Origin of the sequence: Nitrospira sp. T9, assembly GCF_052156535.1 — a bacterium.
Classification (GTDB): domain Bacteria; phylum Nitrospirota; class Nitrospiria; order Nitrospirales; family UBA8639; genus Nitrospira_E.
Genome location: NZ_JBQKUP010000039.1, coordinates 19,086 through 44,896, shown reverse-complemented (window position 1 = coordinate 44,896; position 25,811 = coordinate 19,086). Strand labels below are relative to the sequence as shown.

Annotated in this window: 29 protein-coding genes; 16 read left to right on the top strand and 13 right to left on the bottom strand. The window is 49.4% G+C overall.

Going from position 1 to position 25,811, the window contains the following annotated elements; all coding sequences use genetic code 11:
- Positions 1-10: 10 nt before the first annotated feature.
- Entirely contained in the window at positions 11-433 is a 423-nt protein-coding gene (locus ACTRXD_RS16160) for a rhodanese-like domain-containing protein (RefSeq protein ID WP_442432824.1), read from the bottom strand.
- A gap of 289 nt (positions 434-722) precedes the next feature.
- On the opposite strand from ACTRXD_RS16160, the gene ACTRXD_RS16155 reads away from it, so the two are divergent.
- A complete protein-coding gene (locus ACTRXD_RS16155; protein ID WP_442432823.1) occupies positions 723-1,409 on the top strand; it encodes a 4'-phosphopantetheinyl transferase family protein in 687 nt (228 codons plus the stop codon).
- Positions 1,410-1,634: 225 nt separating this feature from the next.
- Here ACTRXD_RS16155 and ACTRXD_RS16150 read toward each other — a convergent pair whose 3' ends face one another.
- Entirely contained in the window at positions 1,635-2,918 is a 1,284-nt protein-coding gene (locus ACTRXD_RS16150) for a hypothetical protein (protein ID WP_442432822.1), read from the bottom strand.
- A gap of 495 nt (positions 2,919-3,413) precedes the next feature.
- Between ACTRXD_RS16150 and ACTRXD_RS16145 the strand changes: the two genes are divergently transcribed.
- The 3 genes from ACTRXD_RS16145 (at position 3,414) to ACTRXD_RS16135 (ending at position 5,917) form a co-directional block, all read left to right on the top strand.
- Positions 3,414-3,899: a hypothetical protein gene (locus tag ACTRXD_RS16145; protein ID WP_442432821.1), complete on the top strand. Its 486-nt coding sequence runs from the start codon at positions 3,414-3,416 to the stop codon at positions 3,897-3,899.
- A gap of 477 nt (positions 3,900-4,376) precedes the next feature.
- The gene (locus ACTRXD_RS16140) at positions 4,377-4,766 is read left to right on the top strand and encodes a response regulator (protein ID WP_442432820.1); all 390 of its coding nucleotides are present in this window, start codon (positions 4,377-4,379) and stop codon (positions 4,764-4,766) included.
- A 206-nt stretch (positions 4,767-4,972) separates the two neighbouring features.
- Complete coding sequence (locus ACTRXD_RS16135; RefSeq protein WP_442432819.1) at positions 4,973-5,917, top strand: hypothetical protein; 945 nt, start codon at positions 4,973-4,975, stop codon at positions 5,915-5,917.
- Between the two features lie 64 nt (positions 5,918-5,981).
- Here ACTRXD_RS16135 and ACTRXD_RS16130 read toward each other — a convergent pair whose 3' ends face one another.
- Together ACTRXD_RS16130 and ACTRXD_RS16125 are read right to left on the bottom strand one after the other, a co-directional pair.
- Positions 5,982-7,010: a WD40/YVTN/BNR-like repeat-containing protein gene (locus tag ACTRXD_RS16130; RefSeq protein WP_442432818.1), complete on the bottom strand. Its 1,029-nt coding sequence runs from the start codon at positions 7,008-7,010 to the stop codon at positions 5,982-5,984.
- A 240-nt stretch (positions 7,011-7,250) separates the two neighbouring features.
- Positions 7,251-8,432 (bottom strand): lipocalin-like domain-containing protein, encoded by a 1,182-nt coding sequence (locus tag ACTRXD_RS16125; protein WP_442432817.1) that lies wholly within the window; start codon positions 8,430-8,432, stop codon positions 7,251-7,253.
- Between the two features lie 190 nt (positions 8,433-8,622).
- Here ACTRXD_RS16125 and ACTRXD_RS16120 point away from each other — a divergent pair, with 190 nt between their 5' ends.
- The 4 genes from ACTRXD_RS16120 (at position 8,623) to ACTRXD_RS16105 (ending at position 11,993) form a co-directional block, all read left to right on the top strand.
- Positions 8,623-9,228 (top strand): LON peptidase substrate-binding domain-containing protein, encoded by a 606-nt coding sequence (locus tag ACTRXD_RS16120; RefSeq protein ID WP_442432816.1) that lies wholly within the window; start codon positions 8,623-8,625, stop codon positions 9,226-9,228.
- Between the two features lie 6 nt (positions 9,229-9,234).
- On the top strand, positions 9,235-10,209 hold the full coding sequence (locus ACTRXD_RS16115; protein ID WP_442432815.1) for an ATP-binding cassette domain-containing protein: 975 nt from the start codon (positions 9,235-9,237) through the stop codon (positions 10,207-10,209).
- 43 nt (positions 10,210-10,252) lie between these two features.
- Positions 10,253-11,032, top strand: coding sequence for an ABC transporter permease (locus ACTRXD_RS16110; RefSeq protein ID WP_312743339.1), 780 nt, complete (start codon positions 10,253-10,255; stop codon positions 11,030-11,032).
- An 88-nt stretch (positions 11,033-11,120) separates the two neighbouring features.
- Positions 11,121-11,993 carry a SirB1 family protein gene (locus ACTRXD_RS16105; protein WP_442432814.1) on the top strand — a complete coding sequence of 291 codons (873 nt, stop codon included), beginning with the start codon at positions 11,121-11,123 and terminating at the stop codon, positions 11,991-11,993.
- 489 nt (positions 11,994-12,482) lie between these two features.
- Here the strand turns inward: ACTRXD_RS16105 and ACTRXD_RS16100 are convergent, their stop codons facing one another.
- From ACTRXD_RS16100 to ACTRXD_RS16090, 3 genes are all read right to left on the bottom strand, one after another.
- Positions 12,483-12,659, bottom strand: coding sequence for a hypothetical protein (locus ACTRXD_RS16100; RefSeq protein WP_442432813.1), 177 nt, complete (start codon positions 12,657-12,659; stop codon positions 12,483-12,485).
- A gap of 144 nt (positions 12,660-12,803) precedes the next feature.
- Positions 12,804-13,031, bottom strand: coding sequence for a DUF433 domain-containing protein (locus ACTRXD_RS16095; protein ID WP_442432812.1), 228 nt, complete (start codon positions 13,029-13,031; stop codon positions 12,804-12,806).
- A 293-nt stretch (positions 13,032-13,324) separates the two neighbouring features.
- Positions 13,325-14,095: an MBL fold metallo-hydrolase gene (locus ACTRXD_RS16090; RefSeq protein WP_442432811.1), complete on the bottom strand. Its 771-nt coding sequence runs from the start codon at positions 14,093-14,095 to the stop codon at positions 13,325-13,327.
- A gap of 48 nt (positions 14,096-14,143) precedes the next feature.
- Here ACTRXD_RS16090 and ACTRXD_RS16085 point away from each other — a divergent pair, with 48 nt between their 5' ends.
- On the top strand, positions 14,144-14,779 hold the full coding sequence (locus ACTRXD_RS16085; protein ID WP_442432810.1) for a HEAT repeat domain-containing protein: 636 nt from the start codon (positions 14,144-14,146) through the stop codon (positions 14,777-14,779).
- Between the two features lie 25 nt (positions 14,780-14,804).
- Here ACTRXD_RS16085 and ACTRXD_RS16080 read toward each other — a convergent pair whose 3' ends face one another.
- Positions 14,805-15,431 carry a hypothetical protein gene (locus ACTRXD_RS16080; RefSeq protein ID WP_442432809.1) on the bottom strand — a complete coding sequence of 209 codons (627 nt, stop codon included), beginning with the start codon at positions 15,429-15,431 and terminating at the stop codon, positions 14,805-14,807.
- Positions 15,432-15,652: 221 nt separating this feature from the next.
- On the opposite strand from ACTRXD_RS16080, the gene ACTRXD_RS16075 reads away from it, so the two are divergent.
- The 4 genes from ACTRXD_RS16075 (at position 15,653) to ACTRXD_RS16060 (ending at position 18,999) form a co-directional block, all read left to right on the top strand.
- Entirely contained in the window at positions 15,653-16,891 is a 1,239-nt protein-coding gene (locus ACTRXD_RS16075; protein ID WP_442432808.1) for an ornithine cyclodeaminase, read from the top strand.
- Positions 16,892-16,906: 15 nt separating this feature from the next.
- Positions 16,907-17,707, top strand: a complete 801-nt coding sequence (locus tag ACTRXD_RS16070; protein WP_442432807.1) for a dimethylarginine dimethylaminohydrolase family protein — start codon at positions 16,907-16,909, stop codon at positions 17,705-17,707.
- 348 nt (positions 17,708-18,055) lie between these two features.
- On the top strand, positions 18,056-18,373 hold the full coding sequence (locus ACTRXD_RS16065) for an HNH endonuclease (protein WP_442432806.1): 318 nt from the start codon (positions 18,056-18,058) through the stop codon (positions 18,371-18,373).
- A gap of 269 nt (positions 18,374-18,642) precedes the next feature.
- Complete coding sequence (locus ACTRXD_RS16060; protein ID WP_442432805.1) at positions 18,643-18,999, top strand: BON domain-containing protein; 357 nt, start codon at positions 18,643-18,645, stop codon at positions 18,997-18,999.
- Positions 19,000-19,014: 15 nt separating this feature from the next.
- On the opposite strand, the gene ACTRXD_RS16055 is transcribed toward ACTRXD_RS16060, so the two are convergent.
- On the bottom strand, positions 19,015-20,142 hold the full coding sequence (locus tag ACTRXD_RS16055) for an endonuclease/exonuclease/phosphatase family protein (RefSeq protein WP_442432804.1): 1,128 nt from the start codon (positions 20,140-20,142) through the stop codon (positions 19,015-19,017).
- Between the two features lie 908 nt (positions 20,143-21,050).
- Here ACTRXD_RS16055 and ACTRXD_RS16050 point away from each other — a divergent pair.
- The gene (locus tag ACTRXD_RS16050) at positions 21,051-21,656 is read left to right on the top strand and encodes an outer membrane protein (protein WP_442432803.1); all 606 of its coding nucleotides are present in this window, start codon (positions 21,051-21,053) and stop codon (positions 21,654-21,656) included.
- Positions 21,657-21,951: 295 nt separating this feature from the next.
- Here the strand turns inward: ACTRXD_RS16050 and ACTRXD_RS16045 are convergent, their stop codons facing one another.
- Both ACTRXD_RS16045 and ACTRXD_RS16040 read right to left on the bottom strand, forming a co-directional pair.
- Positions 21,952-22,566, bottom strand: a complete 615-nt coding sequence (locus tag ACTRXD_RS16045; protein WP_442432802.1) for a DUF488 domain-containing protein — start codon at positions 22,564-22,566, stop codon at positions 21,952-21,954.
- 537 nt (positions 22,567-23,103) lie between these two features.
- The gene (locus ACTRXD_RS16040; RefSeq protein WP_442432801.1) at positions 23,104-23,250 is read right to left on the bottom strand and encodes a zinc metallopeptidase; all 147 of its coding nucleotides are present in this window, start codon (positions 23,248-23,250) and stop codon (positions 23,104-23,106) included.
- A gap of 192 nt (positions 23,251-23,442) precedes the next feature.
- Here ACTRXD_RS16040 and ACTRXD_RS16035 point away from each other — a divergent pair, with 192 nt between their 5' ends.
- Together ACTRXD_RS16035 and ACTRXD_RS16030 are read left to right on the top strand one after the other, a co-directional pair.
- Complete coding sequence (locus ACTRXD_RS16035) at positions 23,443-23,676, top strand: FitA-like ribbon-helix-helix domain-containing protein (RefSeq protein ID WP_442432800.1); 234 nt, start codon at positions 23,443-23,445, stop codon at positions 23,674-23,676.
- Positions 23,673-24,104 (top strand): type II toxin-antitoxin system VapC family toxin, encoded by a 432-nt coding sequence (locus tag ACTRXD_RS16030; protein ID WP_442432799.1) that lies wholly within the window; start codon positions 23,673-23,675, stop codon positions 24,102-24,104. The genes ACTRXD_RS16035 and ACTRXD_RS16030 overlap by 4 nt, the downstream gene beginning before the upstream one ends.
- Positions 24,105-24,239: 135 nt before the next feature.
- Here ACTRXD_RS16030 and ACTRXD_RS16025 read toward each other — a convergent pair whose 3' ends face one another.
- On the bottom strand, positions 24,240-24,419 hold the full coding sequence (locus ACTRXD_RS16025; RefSeq protein ID WP_442432798.1) for a zinc metallopeptidase: 180 nt from the start codon (positions 24,417-24,419) through the stop codon (positions 24,240-24,242).
- Positions 24,420-24,606: 187 nt separating this feature from the next.
- Complete coding sequence (locus ACTRXD_RS16020; protein ID WP_442432797.1) at positions 24,607-25,740, bottom strand: Fic family protein; 1,134 nt, start codon at positions 25,738-25,740, stop codon at positions 24,607-24,609.
- Positions 25,741-25,811 lie beyond the last annotated feature (71 nt).

The following is a 25,811-nucleotide window of genomic DNA, read 5'->3' as shown; positions in this document are numbered from 1 at the left end:
ACTCATCCGGCTATTCGGCCCGGTTTATCATGGGCATGCCTCGCTGTTTCCAGCCTGACATGTGACCGTCCAGGTACACAATATTTTTATACCCCACCGTCCAAAGAGCGAATTTGCCGATCCACGCTCTCGGGCCATGCTCGCAATATACGACAATCGGGTCCTTCGGTGTGACATTGGTCTCCTTATGACGGCTCCAAATGGCGTAAAAAGGCAGATGCACAGCGCCCGGCACATGCCCGGCATCGTATTCACTTTGTGAACGGACATCCACGATCACTGGCGCCGTGCGCGTTTTGATCGAGGCTAACAGTTGCTCTGGAGTCATATCGGACAAGCCTTTCTCCGAACATGCGACAAAAAGGGTAAACACGACCAAACCGAAGCACCAATGCCATGGAGTGATGCCACGCGTGGATTTTGCTAGGAACATATGTTCTGAACTGTCACCTGGACAAGCCTTTCAGGTGTGGTAAGGGCTTGATCTCTCGAGAACTCTTCCAGGATACCTTGTTCCCTCACTCATTTTCTTCCAGAAGTCAGCAGTATAGGAAATCTGACGAAAAATTGGAACGTGGAATACACCGGTCTCGACTCTTTATAGGAGGCACAAAGGGTTTCGGCCAGGCCATCCATCCGATACAATCCATCCGAGATTCATGTTGACTTCCACCCACTGGGCTAATCCGTCTCCTGACATTTTTAGGAGCCTGTCGCCAGGCGTGGTCCATGTGTGGCGTGTTCATCTGGATAGGTCACCCCGGCAGGCTGCTCTCTACCGTGCCGACCTATCTGAGGGTGAACGAGCACGGGCGGAACGGTATCGGCTTCCTCACCACCAATACCAATTTATTTCAACCAGAGGCATTCTTCGAAATCTGATCGGTCACTATGTAGGAATTCCCCCTGGTACTCTCGGACTTGAGAACAACTTACAAGGGAAGCCCTCTCTGACCGAACCGCCCCATCCGGCATTACAATTTAATGTCTCTCATACGAGTGGAATGGCATTGCTGGCCTTCACGGTTGAACACGCTGTGGGGATTGATGTGGAACAGGTCAACCGGAATGTCAGCGATCAGGATATCGCCACAAGGTATTTTTCTCCACAAGAGGCCGCGTACCTTGCTACCCTTTCACCTGACAAGCGGACGCAAGAGTTTTTGACCTACTGGACCTGCAAGGAAGCGTATCTCAAAATGCAGGGGATTGGATTATCGGGTGGAATGGCTCAATGTGAGATTGCACTCGACCAGGACGGATTGAAGGCTACTGTGCGGTCAACACATGAACCCGATCGGGGGAACGACTGTTTACTCTTTCGCATCAATGCAGGCCAGACCCACATCGGAGCCCTATCCGTAGGCTGTCCTTCGGTTGAAGTGTTGTTTTGGGATTGGAAGGATTAAGGGAAAGTTGAACAAAGCCATCAGTGGCGTTCTCGCCCTTTTGCCATGCTCACCTACGCACCTGCAGGTTCCGCGTCAAAGGGGAGTAAGGCTATCAGACAGAGCAGGCCATACTACGGCCTTGTTGGACAAAACTTTTTGCACCCCTTCTCATTGCACGTGGTCGCTCTACCATGAAAGAGTCAGGTGTGAAACTGTTGGAAATTGGATTCATCCACAGTCCTATTAATGCGCGGCCTCTCCCTTAAATCGAACAGGTTCGTTGCCTTGTAAATGGTCCGGGGTAAGATAGTATGTGCCTTTGAGACTGGCATCCCAAATTGATTGAGCCGCCGGTTCATTCCCTCCGGTCAACAGATACACAAAACCTCCAAATAACCCGCCCACGCCGGCATAGACCACTTTGAAGGGCGTATACAAAATCGATAAGGCTCCACTCGCGATTTGAAGTCCCAAAGACGAATCGTCCGAGTTCCCTGAATTTTCGGCAACCACCGGCGCCGCTACATCAGACGCGGGCGTGACTTCCTCAGCAACCGGTTCAGTTAAGAGAGACACCTGCTCTTGTGCCATCTCGGTTGGCGGCCCAGGCTCTGACTGGGTAGCAGCACCTGGGTTAGGCGAATCCAATAGGACCGTCGCCGACTGAGTGGTGGGAGGTGAGCTGGAGGAATCAACCGCTACCGGCGCCGCCACATCAGACGCGGGCGTGACTTCCTCAGCAACCGGTTCAGTTAAGAGGGGCACTTGCTCTTGTGCCACCTCGGTTGGCGGCCCCGGCTCTGGCTGGGTGGCAGCGCCTGGGTTAGGCGAATCCAATAGGACCGTCGCCGACTGAGTGGTGGGAGGTGAGCTGGAGGAATCAACCGCTACCGGCGCCATCTGAGGACCAGGAGGCTCGATCGGACTCTCTGCGTTCACCTCCTGTTGCGCGGAGGGGGAGGACGCTGTTTTCTGCCAAGCCTGTTCAAGGGCCAGAATGGTCAGATCTTGTATCACCCGCTCGGACACCACCACTGGGTCAGAACTCCAAGCCTTGCCTTCAAAGGCCACTTCGCCTGCACCGGTATTCATTCCAAGAATATCAACGACGACCTTGTTCATGGGTGGTGATCCCCCAATTACAGGCTCTATTGTGGAATTCAATGAAGTTTCGTTTACATGCACAAATACCACCAATGTCGCCCCAACCTTACGAGCTCCCCCTAGAGCCTGAGCTTGCCCTTCCGTCCCTTTTCGAGAAGCAAATTCAGGAACTCCCTCCTCTTGCACAACCTGTCGATTGACCACCAGTAATTGATGGTCATTTAACCAATCCAAAGCCTGATTGACGGCCGCCCCATGATTCCCGCGCACTACCACCTTCGTTCCCTGGCTTGGTTGCGTCACCTGAAACCCTTCTTTTTTATAGGCTTCATTCCCGTTGGGACCGCCAGCGCATCCCAACGAAATACCAAAAGCAAGCAGGACGATCAGGCTTCTTATGTGCCGACAACCTAGATCCGACATAGTGATGTTCCCTTCATTACTATTTCTATTGTAAAGAGGCGCGTTTGTAGGCCCGATAAGAAGCTTTTCAGAAATCCAGCTCAACAATTACGTAGTCCGGGTTTTCTGTCCAACATTCACATGAGAATGGGAAGATTTTGCGTGTACGGTCCGGTTTCATATGAAAAATTAGCATATGACGACCGTATTGAAAAATTAAAATACCACAAATTAAGCCTTCACGGAGAGAGACCCGTTAATTTCCCTCTTTTCTGATAAAAAAGGGAAAACTTCTTTTTGAAGATCTTCCTATCCCGTGGGAGTCCATGACAGAAAAAAGAGATTGGTTTTTAACCTTTCGACTTCTCTATCACCAAACACTTTATCATCATCACTATTCTGGTAGGGACTGGAATTGCGTGAGCCCCAGCTTCCCTAGTATGCTAAGGAATTGAGTGATTCGGCTGATAGACCTGCATAAACGATAAACGCCCAAAAATTTTCCTAAAACTTTGCATGGCTTTGCGAATTCTGTCATTTTTCATCGAAGGCGTCACCTGGCGAGTGGCGAAAACCCCTACGGGCTATTGCCACCGCGGCCTTTCAACCATGCCAGAGTGGATTCCGGGAATTCCCTCGGGCGTATCCAAGGATATTGTCGAAAGCACCTTTCAACAATTTCCCTCTGATGATGACTCCCTTCAGCCCCACAACATCACATTCAAATTGACCTATCGTGTCGGGTCTTCCAATATTGAATGCTTTATCTTTTCTTCACCTGACGACGACCTCTTTTCTGTCAAGATTCCTCCTGGTACCTTCATCGCTCTTCAAGAAGCACTTCCATCCCAGACTATCCCACGCATGAGAGTCGCCCGTTTGGCTGTGCATCATGCGATTGCGTCCGGAATGCCAGGGATAGAACTTCTTCCAGGAAGTCCCATATACGAATCAGTCAAATCGCAATTATCAGGGTCCTGTCTCCAAAAAACGCCGGTGTGAGTCTTTCGCTTTCTATCGCACTGACTAGTCCTCTCTCCAACCCAGGCCGTTATCCAGGGCTACCGGTTGAAGAATATTTTTAATGGACCATATGGCAAGTCTCTGAAAATCCTGCTATCCGGCACAATCCACCTTCTGACTCTCCCCAAAGGCACGAAGTGTCGCCGGTTTTCTCGTCATAAATCATCCATAGCTTATCATCCCGGCAATCCACCCTTCCCCCTACCAAAGCTGTGCGCAATCCTGTTGGTAAGGTATGCATAAATTGTCAAACACATCGCCGACAAAACCATCATCAATTTTTTCAAAATATTCAATCATTGTGTTGTTAATAAAAAATAACACAAGATATACGGTGAGGGTATTCCCCCAGTCACATTACGTATGCAACAATAGGGTACACTTTCCCTAAAGAACGAACAACTGATCCGAGAAAAAGTTGAATGTTCTTATGGTGTTTCCGAGGAACACATCGTGGTGAGCAACCGTTCTCCCTCTCTCAGAAAACTTGTGCTGATTGTGGATGATGAGCCTGCCGTCCGCCGAACTGTACGGGGTGCATTAGAATCCTCTGGCATTGAATGCGCCGAGTCGGAAAACGGCGCCGAAGCACTCGCATGGTTGGAAGAAAACGAAGTCGATCTCGTCCTGGCTGACTATCACATGCCTATTATGAGTGGACTGACCTTGTTGGAACGAGTCAACGGTTCCTTGAATGGCAGAACCCCTCGGGTCATCCTGCTCAGTGGAGTAATTGACGAAATACACAAGCACAAAGCCATGGGACTTGGCGCCTATGCAATTATTGACAAACCCTGTAATTTCCGTGAACTTGTCGAAAAAGTAAACGAGGCTCTCGATTTCTAATTTCCCCTCTCCCGTTTGATCGCACTAAAGGTCATATCGACCTAGACAACTCAAGAGTAAGCCTGCTGTAGGGTCATCCCCCACAATTCAGTAAATGTTCTAAGGCATAGTCCTTGTGCTAGGAATCAGTCAACTACCGCCCGGCAATATTGAACTTCCCATTTTAGGCTATGGCTTGCCGATTCTACCCATCTTTAAGTGTTTTCATGATCCTGATCGCCTTTTTGAGTTGTTGGATTTTTCCACAACCGGGAAGGGCGGAAAGTTCCGCGCCAGGTATTCATTGGGGTGCGCTCGACTTTCCCGATCAAGAACCGGTGCTTACCACCGGACTCTCCATATTTCGCTTTACTGAATTTAATGGGGAAGGGAAGCGGTTTAATGACATTCGGGAAACCATCGGATTAAATCTTATTACCACCAGTTGGACCCGCCACTGGTCAAATTCCCTCGAAGGATGGAGCACAAATCTGACTTTTGGAATTGGCCCTACGAGAAATCAGCCTTCAGAATCCCTCCAAAACGATTTCGTCCATGAACGCCTGTATGATATCCCTCAGGTTCCGGTTGGAGCGAAACGAAAAGAGACCGATTTTACCCTATCCGGTTCAATCACCCGATGGAGAGAACTCCCGGGACAACGCCGGGTATTGTTTCTTGGGGGCGGGGGACAGACAGGAAGCCTCTATCAGGAACTCTTTGCTCGTGGGGGGTTTCGCCGCTGGTCACCGGTGAAAACCATCGACTATCTGAGCGGGCCACATAATGGCTGGGTCGCAGATCTGTTCAGACCTCTCCGATTGTCAGGAATGGTGAGGGCCGGGCGACTTTTCAATGGTGCCGCGTTCCATGATTTAGCCAATCATTCATTTGCCGCCCAAGGCTCCCTCAGCTATGGCTGGTATGATGAGAAAACATTTCGGCCCTTGCTTGAAGTTGAAATCGGGGCCACCATTGATTCCGGAATGTTTAATGGAAACCAGGGAAACTCATTGGAGGAGAGCTTTTGGACGATTGCGATCCGGGCCCACCCATTTACTTTCGAAACATGGAACGATCAATTAAGCGGCCAAGACTTCGGCCCAACGTATGGAGGCAAACTCATGATGGACCTTTCCTTCCTGCTTCCTGATTCCTGGAAAGGGCAATGACTCTCCCTCCTGCATACACCACTGAAACAGAAATTGTACGGAAAGCGCCATCGCTCCTATTCACCTAGTCACCAGATGCCGGAGTAAGAGGTAACCGGCTCCAGGATTCTCCGGCATCCGAGCTTCGGTATAATCCTCCTCCATTCGTGCCGACATACAAAGTGCGGGGATCCAGGGGGCTCATCTGAAGACTTCGAATACTGGCTGCCTCCAATCCCTGTATTTTCGGTTGCCAGGTTTTTCCTCCGTCCTCACTTTTTTGAACCCGATCACTGGTCGCCATATACAGAGTTGACGGGTTAGTGGGATCCAGTTGAATGGCACTGATATAGGCGTGTTGAATGCTACCTCCGACCTTTGTCCAATGTTCGGCCTGATCCGTTGATTTATATAATCCATCCGTGGTCCCTGCATACACCACATCACTATTCGTTGGATCAACGACGATTCCATTGACTCCCAACGCCATTGAAGCCATTTTGGCATCTGAGGCCACCATGCCCGTCGAGGCTTTTTCCCAACTCTCCGTGGCATTGAGCGTGCGATAGACACCTCCCGTAGTCCCCGCATATAAGACGTTTGGACGCTGGGGATCGATTGCCAGGCTCACCACAAAACTCACTTCCGTCATGCCTTGCATCCGTTCAGTCCAATGTCGACCCCCATCTAAACTTCTAAAAACCCCAACGGTTGTCGCCGCATACACCATCTCCGTCCCCAAAGGATTAAACACAATCTGATTGACAATGGCCGAGATCGTGCCTTTCTGAATCCCGGAATTGTAGGGATGCCACGTTCGGCCCCCATCCGGGCTTTTATAGGTCCCATCCCCCATCGTTCCCGCAAACACGGTGGCAGACAGTTGGGGGTCAAGGGCAAGACTAATCACTCGGGTCCTGGCTAATTCGCCTGCAAATCTGGTCCATGTGGCCCCCGTATCGGAAGACTTGTATACGGCTTCATCCGTGGCCACATATATAATGTTGGGTTTGGTGGGATGTAAGGCAATGGACACAATGGTATCGCTTCGTTGACCGCAGGCCGTCAATCCGAACATCAAGGAAACGACGAAAATCCAATAGGGGCGGGACATCTTAGAACGGTCCTTCAATGTTGAATGGCAAGAGGTCACACCTTATGGGAGTGTTGAATAATAATAATTTCCAAGAGCATATTGACCCACAAGCACGGTGCATGAGGCATCGGGGCGGTTCAAAAAAGTTCGTCCAGCAAGGCCGCAGTCATTTTTGCGCGCAGAGCGTACTTCCAGTACGTGAGCACGGAAAAATGGCGAGAACGCCGCTGGCGGCTTTTTTCAACAGCCCCCTTATCGTCATGGGCGGTATGGTTCGGCATATCCGGTCAGTTCAACATAACCCTGACCATGAATATTCTCTCCCTTCCAAAACCCGGTGACATCCACGGCTCCTTCCCAGTATGTCACAGCGGTACTTCGCCTGGTGACAAGTTCTTGATTGGCCATTCTTGGAGAGATATTCAACTCCACCCTTTCAGACGGAATAGATAACGTCCATTGACTAGGGTAACGCGCACCACTGGCCGGACTGGTCCAATGCTCTTGCACGCGTACATTAAGGGCTTCAAAAGAAATGGATGTCGAGGATCCATCCGGCCTCACCAATGTTCCACTGGATGCCGGATCAAAGGTTCCATCCACACGGCGAAGCCCATAGGCCATGATGTCATAATTATTCTCAAGTTGCAGGCTGAACCAATCCCATCCAACGAGACCGTCCGAGAGGTCTGCAGATCCAAACTCATGGTCCATCCAACTTACGCCGTTGACTGCCAGGGGCACCCCCTCTACCACCACCGATCCCGTGGTCTGAAGACGGGTCATTGAATAATAATGGGAGATGGCCTCTGCCTCCTTGCCTTTCCGGCTCACGCCGTCTGTGCCATGAATAACGTGGGATTTACTTGATTCAAGCGTCAAATCAATGGAAAACCCCTCAGCCTGCGCCTGAAGATGAAATTGTCGATGATTGGATGCCACCGCCTCTAGCAACCACCGATCGATCCATACATGAAGCCGATCCGCTTCAGCTCCGGCCTTGTTGATTCCGGCACGACTCAGCTTCTCTGCAAACCAGAATTGCTCATTCGCTTCGTCGGTTAACGCGAAATGGGCAAAGTACAGGTGTCGCATGGCCCATGCAGAAGGATTACTCCAGGCATCGGGTGAGTCAATTCCACGACGAAAAAAGGTCAATTCGTACCCAAACCGTCGGCCATTCGTGGTGGACAGATGTCCGGTAAAATACCACCACTCTGTCTGAAATTGCTCATGACTGCCATGATCCTGCGGGAACGCATAGACGTATCCGGGACGGGCAGGAGTAAATTCGTGTAGTTCAACGACGGGAGTCTCTGCAGAGACCGCCGAAATCCCAAGAAGTGGAAAAATGAACAGGAGCGAGATCTCTCGCACCAAAGATCTCGTGCTCACCTCAAGACCTGCAGAATCGTCGCGTGGGTGAAGGCCATCGTCCACTTCATGCTTCCGTTTATACCACGACCTTCCATAGCGTACAAATCCCTTGGCACACAAGGATTTTCTCAGTTTGCCGAACTCCTTTGGGTCACGATTTTACGTTGACTTTCCCGAAAATTCTCCGCTATCGTACCCTATGCCTTCAGATTTTCCATCAGCCGAATTCGGCAAATTTCCGATACCGGACAGCGTGCCAATTTTTCCACTGCCCAACGTCGTATTTTTCCCTGAAACCTATTTGCCACTACACATCTTTGAACCCCGTTACCGGGAAATGGTGCATAACGCATCCGGTCAGGGAGATTGCATTGGCATGGTCTTGCTCAAGGACGGTTGGGAAGACGAGTATGTAGCGGATCCGCCGATTTATCCCATCGGATGTGTGGGGCGAATTATCAGCTCACACAAACTGGCTGACGGTCGGTTTAATATTGTGTTGCAAGGCCTTCAGCGATGCACCTTTGAAGAGCAAGAGGTCTCAACGCCCTACCGCCAAGCACGAATTATTCCGAATGCGCAAAAGGGCGCACCCTCCCTGGACATCGAAACCCGCATCAATCTGGAGCAAATTACCCAAGAATATTTGACCTGGAAAAAGGCTCATGAGTTGTGTCAGGTGATCGCTTCTGGCAAACTCACGGATTCCATTCTGGTTCATAACCTTTCAGCCGGTCTTGATTTGTCACCAGTGGAAAAACAATTTTTACTTGAATCCGGCCATCTCATCCAGCAAGCTCGCCGCCTGATTGATCTCATCCGCTTTAAACTTGCCGATCTTCGAACGGCACAAGGATAACACACCATGTCTGATGCCGTTGCCATTGAGGTTAAAGGGCTGGGGAAAACCTACGACACCGTGACCGCGGTGAAGAATCTTTCCCTCTCCGTCATGCAAGGAGAAATTTTTGGCCTCCTGGGACCCAATGGGGCAGGGAAGAGTACCACGCTTCGAATTTTAATTACGACCCTCAGTCCCACATCCGGAACCGCAACCATTTTCGGGCATGATGTCGCCAAAGAAGCCGATACCATTCGACGGATGATCGGCTACGTTCCGCAAGAACGGGCTATCGACCGCTTTCTTACCGGTCGGGAGCATCTGCTGTTGCTTGCGGATCTCTATCATCTCCCAAAAAATGAAGCCCTCACCAGAATTGCATCGCTCCTGAAGCTGGTCGATCTGGAAGAACATGCCGATCGCGTGGCCAAAGGATATTCCGGTGGGATGAAACGCAAATTGGATATTGCCTGCGGTTTATTGCCCAATCCCAAGGTACTCTTTTTGGACGAACCCACACTCGGACTTGACGTTCAAAGCCGCCTTAATATCTGGCAATACCTGCGGAAATTGCGCGAGCAGGGCATGACCATCGTCATGACCACCAATTACCTGGATGAAGCCGACCAGCTTTGTGATCGAATTGCTATCATTGACCGCGGCGAAATCCGCGCCATTGGCTCTCCAAAGGACTTAAAGGCCAGTTTGGGTGGCGATGGCGTCTGGCTCACTCTTGGAGACCCGCAGCCTCAGGTTCTCGAAACCCTCTCAACCGCCTTAAAAGCCTTGCCCTTCATACGTGCCATTCGTCCCACTCCACAAGGGCTTGATATCCGCGTCGATGCTCCCGAGAAGGCATTGCCTGCTATTCTCGAGGCCACAAATCGAGTAGGATGTCTCCTCGATGGAATCGAATATCATCGGCCGAGGCTGGACGACGTGTTTGTGGCTCACACAGGCCGGTCCCTCAAAGACCAACCCTCTGAACCCACGACCTAAGATCTTATCCTGTAGTTTTTCACTGTTCTGGAAAGGTTTCTCCATGAATGAGCAAATTCAAGAGGTACTTGCCCTGACCAATCGATGGGTCAAGCGATTGAGCCGGGAAAAGTTCAGTATGTTGTTCACGCTGATACAGCCCATGCTGTTTTGGCTCATCTTTTTCGGCAACCTGTTTCAGCGAGCAGCCGATATACAGGTCGTCCAAGCCCCGAATTACATGAGTTTTCTTGCAGCCGGTGTTGTCGTGATGACCGTTCTCAATAACGGGCTGGCCGGTGGCGTCGACTTACTGTTTGATAAAGAAAACGGGTTCCTGGAACGACTAATGGCAACCCCTATCAGACGATCGTCCGTAATCCTTAGCCGATTTTTATTTGTGATGGCCATCACCGCCATGCAAATTCTGGTTATTCTGGGCGTGGCCTTTTTATTCGGGGTGAGTGCGGAAACGGGGATATTAGGGATCGCCCTCATTCTGGTGATCGGCATGCTATTTGGTGTCGGACTCACCGCCATTTCCATGGCCATGGCGTTTTCCGTGAAAAGTCATGGAGATTTCTTCTCGGTGTTGGGCTTCCTCTCGCTCCCGATGATCTTTCTCAGTTCCGCGCTCGTACCATTAGCGGCAATGCCGGGTTGGATGAAATCACTGGCATTTTTTAATCCGATGACCTGGGTCATTGATGCTATTCGGCCGTTGATTCTTACCGGTTGGAGCGAGGCGCTTCCTCAGGTCGCTATCGCCCTTGGAGTTCTCGCCGTCTTCGACGCCCTGTGTCTCTATGGGGGTGCCCGCGCGTTCAGGCGCTCGGTCGGCTAACAGCCGTTTTACCACATTATAAACTCTTCGATGGGACGCCTCTTTTTCTTTGGGGAGGCGTTGTCGTATTTACCCGGGACGAACTTTCTTGCACTCACCTTCGGAGACAAAAATTCAGGCTTTGCTTCGTTTGCTGTCCGACCCCAACGAACAAGTCGCCAAGACGATACAGCACGAATTCGTCCGTATCGGGCCCTCAGCCTTACCGTTTCTGGAAAAAGCCGGCGCAGATGATACGGCATTGGAATCCCGGGTCGCTTTTGTCAAAGATGAAATTCTTTTTGAGCAACTCAAAGAGGAATTCAGCACGTTCGTTACCCATTGCTCCCGGCAGATGGATTGGGAACAGGGGGCCTTCCTCATCGCCAAGATCGCCTACCCGGATGTCGATATTCCCCATTATCAGCAGTGCCTCGATCAGCTCACAGAAGAATTTCGAAAAAAATGGCATTCCGAAGGTTCTGCGCCGGGGAAAGTCGCCCGACTCCTCAGCGCGTTCCTCTTTAAAGACAAGGGATTTTCCGGCAACCGCATCCATTACCATGACCCAGACAATAGCTACCTGCATCGGGTCATCGAATCCCGGCAGGGGATTCCCATCTCTCTCTCGGCCATCTACGTATTTGTGGGAAACCGTTTGAATTTGCCCCTCTCCGGGGTCGGAATGCCGGGACATTTCCTGGTGAAGATTGAAGGAGAGCCGATTCCGCAATTTGTGGATTGCTTTAACGGTGGGGCATTTTTACGGGAACAAGACTGTGAGCAATTTATTACAGCATCCGGCTTGGACTATTCTCCTGAGTTTTTGGAAAAGAGTCCGACACGGCTGATTCTTGCCCGCATGCTCCGAAACCTGTTGAGTATTTATGAACGGGAGCAACAGAATCCCATAACGAAGCGGGTAGAGACCCTGCTTCAAATCCTGCAGGAATCTTCGGAAGATGAGGATCCTTCGCTCTAGCCCCAACCGGCCATATCCGTTTGGTACATTAGCTTCCTAACGGATTCAAATCTGTTGTCGAGAGTCTTATTAGCCTCACAATTTTCTACTACTTCATGTTTTAATGCTTGACCTTGGTACTTGGAAGGGCCGGCTTTCGGCCCGGCGGCCAAGGTTCCTTCGGCGTTACCCAGGACAGGCCTTTTGTTTCGGCAAAAGGACCCAAAACCATTTCCACCCAAGTCGGCACATGGATTCGTTCTGACGCTGGCAAGGGAGGGGCGGCCCAGCTCGCATGGCTCAGACAAGGTCCGCCATTGGTTTGAGCGTCAGACCGATTGGCCGACATGCAGGCGGTGGGGCATAGGATTGTCTTCAAATCTAGACAACCTGGGAAGCTTTCCCGACTTTGCAAGGTTTGAAGTTCTTTGGCTTTGATGATGGATCGAAAAATCGTCGGGGTTGAGCCACAACCTTGGACCAATCGCGCCAATGACGCATTCGTTATCTTTATGGGATGCGTACTTCGCGCAAACTTCCAGGCAGGATGGTCTCGATAGCCTGATTAATAGATTCTACGGCTGCTTGAATTCGAGGCCAACTGGTTGAAGATAATACAACAATAGCCATTTTCCGACTAGAGAGGTTTTGTTGCTTAGAGAGATTTTTGTCGGTCGTGACGAACACTTCAAAGCCTTCTTCCTCACCTCTTGTTAACAATTCTCCGTTTTTTAACATACTCCAACCGCGCTCAAAAACGGTTTCTACTTGATGCGTGTTTAAGAATCTGCGCAGAGGGACAGGGGTCCCTTGATCGAAAAGGATTCGCACTCAGACAACTTGGGGAGAAGTGAGACTTTTGGCAGCATGATCCAGAACCAGGCGAACCTGCTCAAGAGTAACACCAGGAAACAAGGCGATAAATTCCCTGATCTCTATCCCGTCTTCTAGATTCTCAAATAGTGCAGCGACTGGGACACGGGTGCCACGAAACACCCACGCTCCACTCACACGTTGAGGATCACGTTCAACTACTGCACACGATGACCAATCTAACATGATATTATCCTACCCATAGTTAACCTACGATTCAAGCTAGGAGTCCAGTTCATGAGGCCCTTTTGTTTCGGCAAAAGGTCCCAAACCATTTCAGCCCAAGTCGGCTCATAGAATCGTTCTGACGCTGGCAAGGGATGGTGGGCCCAACTCGCATGGTTCAGCAAGGTCCGGCGTCAGCTCGGTTGACTGACTTGCAGGCGGCAAATTATTGGAGGCTTTCAAGTGTAGGTTCTGGCAATTGTAAAAAAAATAGGGGGTCAGGTCCTCGGTCAGATGCGCTTCATTAGCCCACACTATTTTGACAATGCTCTCCCCACTTGCAAGGTTTGAAGATCTTTGCCTTTGATGACTGGTCCTGAGAAAAATCGGCGGGCTTGAGCTACGACATTCGACCGATCGGCCGTCTCATAAAAATGCGAAAGAACAAGTTTTTTGATATTGGCTTCTTCTGCGACTTTTCCGCATTCTTCAGCATGCATATGGGATCCACCTGGTTGATGCGACGAAAAAGAGCAGTCCAAGACCGCCAAATCAGCATCCTGACATAAGCGAACCAGATTCGGTGAGGCCATCGCATCTCCCGAAAATGTTGCTGACCGGCCCTGATACTCAAGACGATAACCAAGACAGAGCTGTTGATCAGAATGGATCATGGGCAACGGCGTAATTTGTGTGCGGCCGATCACAAACGGTCGATCATGGACCTCTTTGAGGGTCACCCGAAAGGGTGGACCCGAAAAATTGGGGAATGTCCGGAAAATGGTCCGAAAGAGTCGTTGAGTCCCAGGCGGACCATAAATCGTGAGGTCCGGTCGAACCTGCGCAAACTTTGAATGGCACACGGCATCAAAGAAAAATGGAATAAAATCGGAAAAATGGTCCGCATGGTAATGGGTAAAGAGTAGGTGTTGAATCGTATGGCGATCGATGCCGGTTTGTAATAAATTTGAGAGCGTTCTTGGACCAAAATCCAGTAGAATAGGCCGGTCCGTCTCGAATACATACCCGGCCGCAGCGCGGGTAGGATGAATATTGGTTCCTGAACCTAGTATGGTGAGCTTCATTGTTATACCCTGCCGGAAAATAAATACTCTCTGGTAACCACACCTCCTATGGCAACACAACCCGAAACAACCCGTTCCATCAACCCGTTTATCGGCCTGTTAGGGCTGGGCCTGATCGTAGCAGGCATATGGATATGGAATCATCTGACCTTTGACACTCAGGATTACATTACCGATGAGATCCTCCCTATACTCGGAGGCGTTCTTGTCTTAGGGATAGGCGTATGGGTTAGCACAAAAAAATGGCGCGCTCGCAAAGAACGTCTTCAGCTTCGTGATCGGCTCCTGCAACGCTTTCAAAAAGAACCTTCAGCCCAAAAACGGCGGGATCTGGCCTTTACCCTGATTGAAGTGAACCAATTTGAAGCCGAAGGATTGGAGACCGTCACCGAACCGATGGCGGAGCTCTTTATTTGGACATTGAAGACGGCACTCGGTGACAAACAACATCGCATACGAGGAATGTCAGCCAGTTACCTGGGGGTCTTGAAACATCAAGCCTCGATCCCGTTGTTGATTCGTGCGTTGGAAGATGACCATGCCCATGTGCGAGCCTGTGCCGCATTGGCCCTGGGCCGCATGCGGGCTCAAGATGCGAAGGCGAAACTGGAAGAAAAGATGAAAGAAGACTGGGACCAGACGGTACGCAGCCGGTCCCGAGAAGCGTTGGAACGAATACGATAGGGGCTTCATTCACCCGGCACAGCTATCAATTAAGCTCCTGATTCAATGCCTGTTGATCGGCTTCGGAAAAGCGATAACCTTTGTTCATCAACATTTGCATCCCCTCCATCAGGAATTTGAATTGAACATCCCGACGAATAGTATCGAACAGGCCCGTCAGGGCGATGACATACCCTCCTTCGGGAAGTCCATCAAGGTACGGTAACCCGAAGGCTTCCAACAGATCGTGGATCTCGTGTGCACTATATTCCTGATTATCGTCTCCGTCCCCCACTAAAGCCATTTGATAAAACGTCAGGCTAAGGGAAAGAAGTTGTTGCGAATTCCCAAAGGCTTCCCGGGCCTGTTCCAACCCCTCGGGAAAGAGCCTCACACAATCGAGATCAAGCTCTGTCCTTAGGAGAGGGGAGAAATGAATGCGCTCAACCTCTGGCCGGGCTTTTTTGTTCCAAAGTTGATAAAAATAAGCCGTACAGGAATCGGCAATCGCAAATTTCTGTTTATCTTTTCCGATTTGAGCACCGATGTGTTGAGTGAAGGCTTGAAAGACATCCGTGCCGGGGGAAGCCCATGCCGTCGCCTGTAGGGCCTGCCCCCCACAACCCCATACGAGTCCAATGCTGAATAGAACAGGAAAAAGATACTGGTTCAAATTTGGTTCCCCCAGGAAAATGATGGATGGTCCTAGTATAGCACCGTCAGGAAACACATGAGAATGATTCTTCTCCCGTTTCCTTCACAAATTCTGACCGAATAGGCCATGGCATCATGAGCAAACACTATTCCAAACACCTCTTCGCCGTTGCGCGAAGCCATAACCCCCAGGCGATTTTTCCATCAAGTCTTTACAGAATTTCATGGTAAAATAAAAATATGATCGTTCAAACCGTCACCATCCAAGGGCATATTATTGATTCACTGATCCTCGCAAAGGTCCTGGATGACATTGTCATGTTGGGAGGGACCTTTACCCTCTCGGAAGTCACGGTGGGAACCCGACGGGAAGACACTTCTCATGCCACCATCCTGATTGAAGCTCCCACAATGGAGTTACTACAGGAAATCCTGAAAACTATCCAACCCCACGGGGCAGTAGTTGAGACCGAGGAAGACTGCACGGTTGAGCCAGCCCCGGCTGATGGAATTTTACCGGAGGATTTTTACGCGACCTCTCATCTGGCCACTCAAATCCGGTGGCAAGGAAATTGGATCGATGTTCCGCAACCCGAAATGGATTTAGCCATCAGGCTGAAGACCTCCCCCCCTTCCGCGCAAATGGTTTCCATGGGCTCGGTAAAAAATGGCGACCTGGTCATCACGGGACGGAAAGGGGTTCGAGTATTCCCGCTGGAACGTCCAAAGGAACGCGATGTGTTCGGGTTCATGGAAGCCCAGGTTTCTTCTGAACGTCCTCACCGTCATATCATTGCCGATGTGGCCAAGCGAATGAGGGCAATCCACCAACAACGAAAAGATGGCAAATGGTCAGAGAAGGTGTTGTTTGCCGGTGGTCCGGCCATCATCCACGCGGGAGGACGGGCAGCCCTGGCATGGATCATCGAAGGGGGATACATCCATGTGCTCTTTTGCGGAAATGCCCTGGCCGCTCATGACATGGAAGCCAGTCTGTACGGAACGTCACTGGGATATAATTTGGGGATTGGCCGTTCGGTGCCCCATGGACATGAGCATCATCTTCGCACCATCAATCGTGTCCGGGCCCTGGGAAGCATTCAACAAGCCGTCAAAGGCGGTCTCATCAAAGAAGGGATCATGGCGGCATGCGTGCGACGGGGCGTCCAGATGGTATTGGCCGGGACGATTCGCGACGACGGCCCTTTGCCGGACGTCATCACCGATTCCATTAAAGCCCAGGAAGCCATGCGCGCGGCCATTCCCGGCGTGGGGTTGGCCTTGCTGGTGGCCTCCACCCTGCATGCCGTGGCGACTGGAAATTTGCTACCGGCGTCGGCACCTACCGTCTGCGTCGATATCAATCCCGCCGTTCCCACAAAACTGAGTGACCGTGGAAGCTTTCAAGCCGTCGGGCTGGTGATGGATTCTTCTTCTTTTTTATGGGAACTGGCCCGTGAACTTGGCTGGAAAGGATAACAGGATATTAATATTATGAGTCGTTTATTGATGTGCCCGCCGGATTATTTCGGTATCGAATATGAAATTAATCCATGGATGAGGGTGTCCAATCAATCCAATGGAGAACGCGCCAGGACCCAATGGAAAACGCTGACTCAGGTACTGGAGAACGAGGTTGGAGCCAAACTCGAATTTATGGAACCGGTACCAAAACTACCAGATCTGGTATTTACCGCCAATGCGGGTGTCATCCACGACGGCAAGGCTGTACCCAGTCAATTCCGCCATCCGGAACGGCAGGGTGAGGAACGATATTTCATTGATTGGTTTACCAGGAAGGGCTATGAAGTCATCAACCTTGACCCCGGGATAAACTTTGAAGGTGCCGGGGACTTATTGGGATTTCCGGATTTCTGGATCGGCGGCTACCGCCAACGAAGTGATATCCGCGCTTATGTCCAATTGTCGGAAATTTTCCAAAAAGAAATCATGCCTGTGGAACTGGTGGATCAACGGTTTTATCATCTGGATACCTGCTTTTGTCCCCTCAGTGGAGGAGAGCTCCTCTACTTCCCACCCTGTTTCGATTCGTACGCCCAAACCGTCCTGGCCTCTCGCATAGAACAGAAAAAACGGTTTGCCGTTCCATCCCGGGAAGGCGACAGGTTCGCTTGCAATGCGGTGTGTATCGACCGCCACGTCGTGCTGCCGACCGGATGCCCGGAAACGTTGGCGTGGCTACACAAACAGGGCTACACCACCCACCCCGTGGAACTGGATGAATTCCTCAAGGCCGGTGGCTCCGCCAAATGCCTGACTCTCGCGCTGGATTAAATCTAATAATCCCTTTTTTTAGATCAAACCTGCACGAGCATTTAAAGACGCCAGAACCATCATCTTCTTTGTCATCCTGAGGCCTCGCGAAGGATCTGTTCCCAGGACGATAAAGGCACAGCTCAGCGAGATTCTTCGTTCCACTCAGAATGACAAACCCTAAAGACCGCCTCCATTCACTGAACGCTCACGTTTTGGAAAAAGGGAGATTGGAGATTGTAAGGGATACTCTGGGTTTAAATGGGTTCGCCCCAAGCGTTACAATCTTTCAAAGCAGTTTAATCCGGCTTATGACTTCAAAGGTCACCAGTCCGCATAAAGTATTGTAAACAGAGGCCACCTTTCTTTATGACCCAACCAGAATCGTTCTACTCACTCGGTGACGATGACGCGATCAGGCGGCATATACGGATTGAGCGCGAAAACGGGAAAAAGTTACGGAAGACTCCCTGGTGGAAGGCCCAGATCCAAAAAGGCGAGTGTCACTTTTGTCATCAGCAGGTGGGACCGGAAAATCTGACCATGGACCATGTGGTGCCATTGGCCAGGAAAGGAAAAAGTACGAGAGGCAACGTCGTCCCGGCCTGTCAGGCCTGCAACCGCAGCAAAAACCTCACGACTCCCGTTGAAACTCTCCTCGATCAGATAAAAGCCGAAGAAGATTAAACAAACCGATCTTTAATTACGTCCTTTAAAATCCGTTAGACCTGTTAATACCCACTTCCTATTTGCTATCCAAACCTTTTCTCAGGCCTCCTCACCGTAATTCTTTCTGCCCTGACGACCTCGCCCAAAAATCCAGGCACTTCAAGTCAATAATCAAGGGTTTTTATCAATTCTGCTTCTCCCCTCTTTGAAGCATACTGACTCAGTCTATTGTTGAATGTCCTCAAGGCTGTGCCCAAAAACATTCATTTCAAAAAGGGAGAATTGTTATGACCACCACCTTCACAAACAAACTGAGATCCAAAGCCATGTTAGTCGTGTTGAGTGTGGCATGTGCATTTGCTTTTTCAGCATGTGCCAGCGATCCACATGGGCGGACTGTGGGAACCACGGTTGACGATGCCGTGATCACGTCATCGGTCAAGTCATCATTGATTGCCGATGACCTGGTGGATGCGTTTGAAATTGAGGTTGATACGCACCGAAACACTGTCATGTTAAGTGGATTTGTTGAAACACAAAATCAGATCGATAGGGCCGTGGAAATCGCAAAAAAGACGGATGGTGTCCAGAAGGTCGTCAATAAATTAGCGATTAAGCCCAAAGCGATGTCCCGAAAGAATTAACACGAAACCGGAATTTCAGAGCCATCCAACGACTTTGTGCCCCTGGCGTTCCGTCAGGGGCACAGGTGTGTGGAGGTCATTATGTTTTTGTACCTTGTTGAATATTTCATCGACTTCTTGACGATCATCTGAATCTGCCTCAGGAGCTCGGGGACCGTTTCGATCTTCCGGTTCATACGATAAAACCGCCAATATTGGAAAATGATCAGACCCGATGGGCAGCAATCTCTTCATCTCAACCAAACGAAATGCGGGAGAGTGAAAAATATGATCAACGGGGAAGCGAAAGATCGGATACTTGGCATGGTACGTATTGAAAAACCCCCGGCCGATACGAGGATCGACCATTCCGCTAATCTTCTGAAATAACGTTGTCGTATAGGACCAGGCCACATCATTTAAGTCTCCGGTAACCACAACGGGTTTTTTGGCGCGTGCGACCTCCCGGCCAACAATTAAAATTTCCGCATCCCGCTCATCCGTATCCTGTCCAAATCTCGGAGGACGAGGATGGAGTCCATAAAGTTCAATAATCCTTCCCGACCGCAACTCAATTTCTGTAAAAAAGGATGGAAGGTGGTCTTCAACCAGTAAACGAATATCAGAGTTTCGCAATTTCAATCGTGAATAAAGCAGCATCCCGTATGTATTCCCCAAGGGTTGTTTGATGGTATGGGGATAGGAGGCTTCAAGTCCGCTGAGCTGTCGTTCCCACCACTGATCGGGTTCAATAACGAGCACGACGTCGGGAGAGGCGGTCGAGACGACGTTTAAAAATCCTGATGCGTTTCGATTATTCTTGTAGATGTTGGCTGTCAAAATACTCAAAAGACCTTCATTAGAGGAATTGAGAGAATCTAACGCCTGCTTGGGAGCCAATCGCGTGTAAGGAAACATCCGGTATCCCTGATAGACGAGACATGCGATAAGTCCGATGAGCACCCATTTCCAAAACGCATGCGCTGAATAGAAAATCGAGTAAGCCAGGGCCACGGCGAGGGCCACCCCAATTGTCAATATCTGAAGGCGTGGGAAATCGAAGATACGCACCCACCACTCATCAACCCGAAGAAGCGGCAAAAGGGTTGCCGTCATAATCAGTAAAGCCAGGAAGATAAGAACGGGATAAATTATTTCCAGCATGACATCTCACGTACACCGCGCAAATATTTCGATAAACATCGTGACCAGCTTTCCTTTGCGTATGAAGGCTTTATGAACAGAAAAACACTCAAACGGAGAATGAAATTTGAGATAATTTTATTCACCCATTCTCAGTGTGAATGAAGAAAGAAAAAGCATGATGGATTTGAATGAAAGATTTCCATCAATTCCTTTCTCTACCTGCCAGTTCCTTCGTCGCCAATAGACAAAAGCAGAAGGTAAGGAACCCATTTATTCAACCACCAATTCATTCCCGTCGGCCCCTATTCAGATTGCCAATACATACAGTTGGCCGGTGATAGACCCCCGCACTGGAGAATAATGTATCCAGAGTGAAACAAAGGATCTCGCTCAGCAGTGAAGGCCGCCCGTGGGCAGATCTTTCACCCTTGCCTCAAGATAACAGCCTGAGAAAGCCTTAAGGAGGATGCAGAACAGTCTTCAATATCTGCACTTGCTGGTCTATTAAACTTCTACCGTGAAGCAAGTGATCCCCCCTCTCTCAAATCCCTAAGAAACTCTTCCCCGCCATCCCGAAACTAAACCCAAAAACAAAAATATTTTCAGTCAGGCGTCCAGGGTTTTTAACAATTATGTCAGGTTACTAATCAGATCATAATCGCAAAGTTAAAACATTCAATGACGAAAAATGTGTGCAACAACTCTCATTTTCGAAAAGAAGAAATATGATATCCACACACCGGACCGGCAACGAAAAAAAACCATAAAGGGAAAGGTTTTTCACCCCTTGGTGACATGAGAAATCTTGCGAAAATAATCACTGAATTAATCGAAAAAGAGCTGTTTTGAGATTTGAATCTTTACCACCATCGGATCAAATCTCTTCTATTAAAATAGATGGTGAAGGTCATAGGAAAGGAGTCCTCATGAAAGTGTCGGGAAAAGGTTTAAAAAAGTTTTCGTGGCTCGGAACAGTTTCCGCCCTCGTCATCGGGTTCAGCATGGTTCATAGTCCAGTAGCGGCAGCCGAAAGCATTTTTTTCCAGAAAATCAGCAAAGGCGATTTTTCCATTGGTGGTCGGGCCATGTATTACGATCCCATTGGCGGAGATGACAGTTGGTATGGGGGGTCCCAGGCCCGATGGTATTTAAATGACGTATTTGCTCTTGAAGGATCGATGGATTATCGAAAAAATGATTATGGTTCTACCACGGCCAAGACTTTTCCACTACAGTTGTCCGGTCTCGTCTATCTACTTCCGGGTAAGCGGTTGAGTCCGTATCTGATCGGGGGCGGGGGCTGGTATTACACCGATGTGGATGGGCCCAATAACTATAGTGATGCACAACAACGATTTGGTCTTCATGGTGGTGCCGGTCTGCAACTTATGGTGAACCAGAACTGGTCAATCGACGGGTCTTATCGGTGGGTGTGGTTGGAGCGAATTCATTCAAAAGATCAAAATGGAAATTCGGTTTCTTTTCATGACGAGGGTCATATGGTCACAATTGGTCTCAACTATCATTTTTAAATCCTATTTGGAGTTTCCTCCCTCTATACCTGTGCCCCTGAACAATCATCAGGGACACAGGTGCCCGGGGGTCAGCGTGCTTGGGCCTTCAAAAAAACGCTTATCAGCAGGGCAGGGTCATCCCTCAATCTGTAAAGTCCCCCGCCTGTAAATATTAAAAACTCATATGTACTAAGGGATCCGTCTCACCAGAACATGATGCCTGTTCATTTTGAAGATGCCAGGGTACGAAGGGTGTAAATACGCGATATACCTGAGGCCGGCAAAATGTAGGTCAGAAACTTCAGCCTTCCCGTTAGAAGATTCGGAGAGTTGAATCCGAGGAGCCTTCGGAGGGGTAAGTAAGGCGACCTGCGTCAGATTTGGCAAAGGGCGTGAGGGTATGCGTTTTGAGAGAACTGGCCGAGATGATGTGGTGTACGGTCCACCCACGGATGACCATGGCATCTGCTATGAGCATCCGGTGGCAGTGCCAGGGAACCGCTTCCGCGCACATCACGGCTGACGGCGACTGTTGTCCGATATCCACCAGTTCCTCCAACCCATTCCAAAACGCTTGAGTTTGCATATAATCCGCGTAACCTCGGAAACCCTCATTCCTCCATCCCACATTCACCGAATCCGGCCGTGTTTTTCTACGACCACCCAACTCCGGCATGTGCCGATACTGTAGTCCGGCTTGACGAAGACTCTGGGCAAGAGTCTCCTGGTGGAACTGCGGATTGCGCCGTGAAAACGGAATCGTTCTGACGTCGACCAGCAGTTGAATGCCATGTGATTGAAGAAGCCCGATAAATTCCTCAATAGGTCGCGTCGAATGGCCAATGGTCCACAACTCCGGAGACACGGGTGTCTCAGGCAAGTGAGTGTCGGCAGGCTTGCTGAGTCCAGAGGGCTGATCAATCTCCATCGTTCAAAATTTTCAACAACATTAAATATGAATGCTTGCTTATCAGAACCAGGGACAATTTATGAGGCTCAATTCATCTTATCCGTCATAAGAGACTGGGGGCCAGGGCTTTAAATTCCATTGCTCTTTTGTTTTCAAGGAAAACGAGGGGCCCGCATGCGGATACCGTCTTCCTCCTGCTTCTCAGTTTTAATTTCCGTCCACGCATTACCACCTCTATTTGTATTTACTCAGTTTCTAATTTCGGCAGAGGGGTCCAATCGTAGCTTGACCAGGGCAAGGCCCATGAATTGGGCAAACACGAGTGGAAGCAGGAAGAGGAGCAGCAGAAACAGGAAAATCGGAAGGCAGCCCAATCGTCCGTTCATGGAAGAAATTCCAGTCCTGCTCGGCTGTTAATTTCAAAAATGGTGCGAAGCACATTCAGAGAACTTGGCACGTGCATCAGCGAACAATGAGGCCTGACGTCGGAAAGAAGACTGTCCATTTTTCGATCGGCTTGTCGGCCCCGGATTTATAGAACTTGCCCCCATACACTTAGCGCCGGATCAATCGAACCCATCGCCACATGTTCACCAGGCTGAAGAGTGAGGAGGCAACATAGGTGAGAGCGGCGGCAATGAGGATACGTTTGGCGCCATGCAAATCCGGAGGTGCCAGGTACCTGCCTTCTCGGAAGATCATATTCTGCTCGTCGGTTATACCCCCACTTTCAGCAACTAGCTGCCATCTTCTTCTCATACCGTTCTTTTTTCACCAACGATACAAAGAAACAAGTATTCCGCATGACCGATGCGTTGAAGAAATTGCTCCATTGATGGATGCCAGATGACATGCTATCATAATGATAGCATTTTTTAAATATTGGAGGAGACGATGGCACAGGTTTTAGTTCGGCAACTTGACGAGAAAATCGTAGATCGGCTCAAGAAACGTGCTCAGGAACATGGGCGGTCCCTTGAATCGGAGGTCAGAACGATTTTGGAAGAAGCCGTGCCCGACTATGAGGGAGCATGGAAACGGATCGAACAGCTTCACAAGCGGTTAAAGAAGTCCGGCCGGACGTTCAGCGATAGTGCAGAGCTGATCCGCGAGGATCGAGATCGTTGAAGGGCTATGTGATTGATGCGAGTGTCGCGATCAAATGGTTTATTCCTGAAATTTATTCAGATGTCGCGATACATGCCAGCCGGTTAAAGGCTCCACTTCACGTGCCAGCTTTTATCCAATTGGAGGCGGGCAGCGTTCTTGCCAAAAAGATCCGCCGCAACGAACTCACAAAAGAGGAAGGTGATGTCATACTCAAGGAGTTCAGGCAACTCCCGCTTCAATATCATCCCGATGAACGACTCTTTCACGCGGGCTATGCTCTGGCCCTTGCGACTCATCAAAGTTTGTATGATTGTCTCTACCTCGCTTTGGCCGAGACAATTGATGGTGCTGTGATCACAGCCGATCGCAAATTCTTCCAGGCACTTTCCAATGGGCCTTACAGCTCTAGAACCATTTGGATCGAGGATATTATTCGATTGGGGTAGCGGGAGGGAATGGCGCATTGCACCTACCCAAACTTTAAATCAGGAGCACGCCGTATCCAGGCTAAAATTCTTATTTTTCTCCCCCTTCTCAACCCGGTTTCCAAAGATGAAATGTTGCTTTCCACCCCAGCAAAACTAACACCGGACCAATCGAATCCATCGCCACATATTTACCAGGCTGAAGAGTGAGGAGGCAACATAGGTGAGAGCGGTGGCGGTGAGGATCCGTTTGGCGCCATGCAAATCTGGAGGGGCCAGATAGCCGCCTTCTCTGAGAATCGGCAGGGCCCGCCGAAAACTGGCATCCCATTCCACGGAAGCCTTGCAAAGTATGGCGCCATTTCCTTAATTTTGCATATAAATACCTAATTGCAAAAACTCAATAACGCCATTGCCGAATTCATCATATGGGTTTTTATATGTAAATAAAAACGATTTACTTTACATACTGATTTTCATATGTAAATTTACAGCCAGAGTGGAAAAGTATTGGCAAAGCAGATTAATCCAGAAACAATCGAAGATAGCGATCAAATTGAAAGACTCGATTTCGCTGGAATCCGGTTCTCTCCTGAAGAATCCCCAATTCCACAAAATCATTGATAAGCCGATTAGCAGTTTGGTGAGTAACCGAGAGGGTCTGGGCCACTTCATTGGGACTTACCACAGGTTTTTTGTATAAGAAGTTTAACAAGTCTTTGGCTCGTACAGCTTTTTTCCCCAATCGAAGAATTTCCTGCTCTACACTGCTTCGCAAACCTAATATCTTTCGGAAGGTCGCAACGCCCTGATTAGCAGTTTCCAAAACAGCTAGCAGGAAAAACCGAATCCAATGTCCGATATCATGCGTGGCTCTCACCGTCGTTAACCCTTCGTAATATGCAATCTTTCGCTTCTCAATATAGCTCGACAGGTACAGCGAAGGCTTTGCCAACAAACCTTGACCGACCAGATATAGTGTAATAAGAAGCCTTCCAATACGACCATTCCCATCTAAAAATGGATGAATGGTTTCAAATTGATAATGACTAATAGCTACACGAACCAAATGGGGGACTTCGATCGTATCATTGTGCCAAAATTTTTCTAAATCACTCATGAGATTTGGAATTTCCTCATGACTTGGGGGAATAAAGGCAGCATCTATAATACTCGTCCCCCCAATCCAATTTTGACTCAGGCGAAACTCACCAGGGAGCTTATGCTCACCCCGCACTCCCTGAAGAAGAATCCGGTGGGTGTCGCAAAGCAATCGATTGGATAAAGGAAGGGTTTCAAGGGCTTCAATAGCCTTTTTCATGGCTTGGACATAGTTCTGAACTTCTTGCCAATCATCACGCCGTTCTGGCTCTATTTGTTCTTTTGAACGCAGGGCTTCATCAATGTGTGTTTGGGTACCCTCAATTCGGCTTGAGGTGCTGGCCTCTTTAAAGATATGCATATGGATAAATAAATCCACATCGGGAACAATCAAAGAAAATGCATTCAGTTCTCCTAGAGCCTTGGTAGCTTTTTCAAGAAGAGTATTGATCTTAGGATCTTCCCATATCCAATCGTGATTAATTGTGGAGGGCAAAAAGCTCTTATACTGGTACTGTTGTACATATCGCCCGGCTTTATACTGTTTGATATTCATAACCAATGCTTAATTTCCAGAAAAGAGCCATGCATCTTCATTAATCGGACTTTTGGATTTCCAAAGCTTAG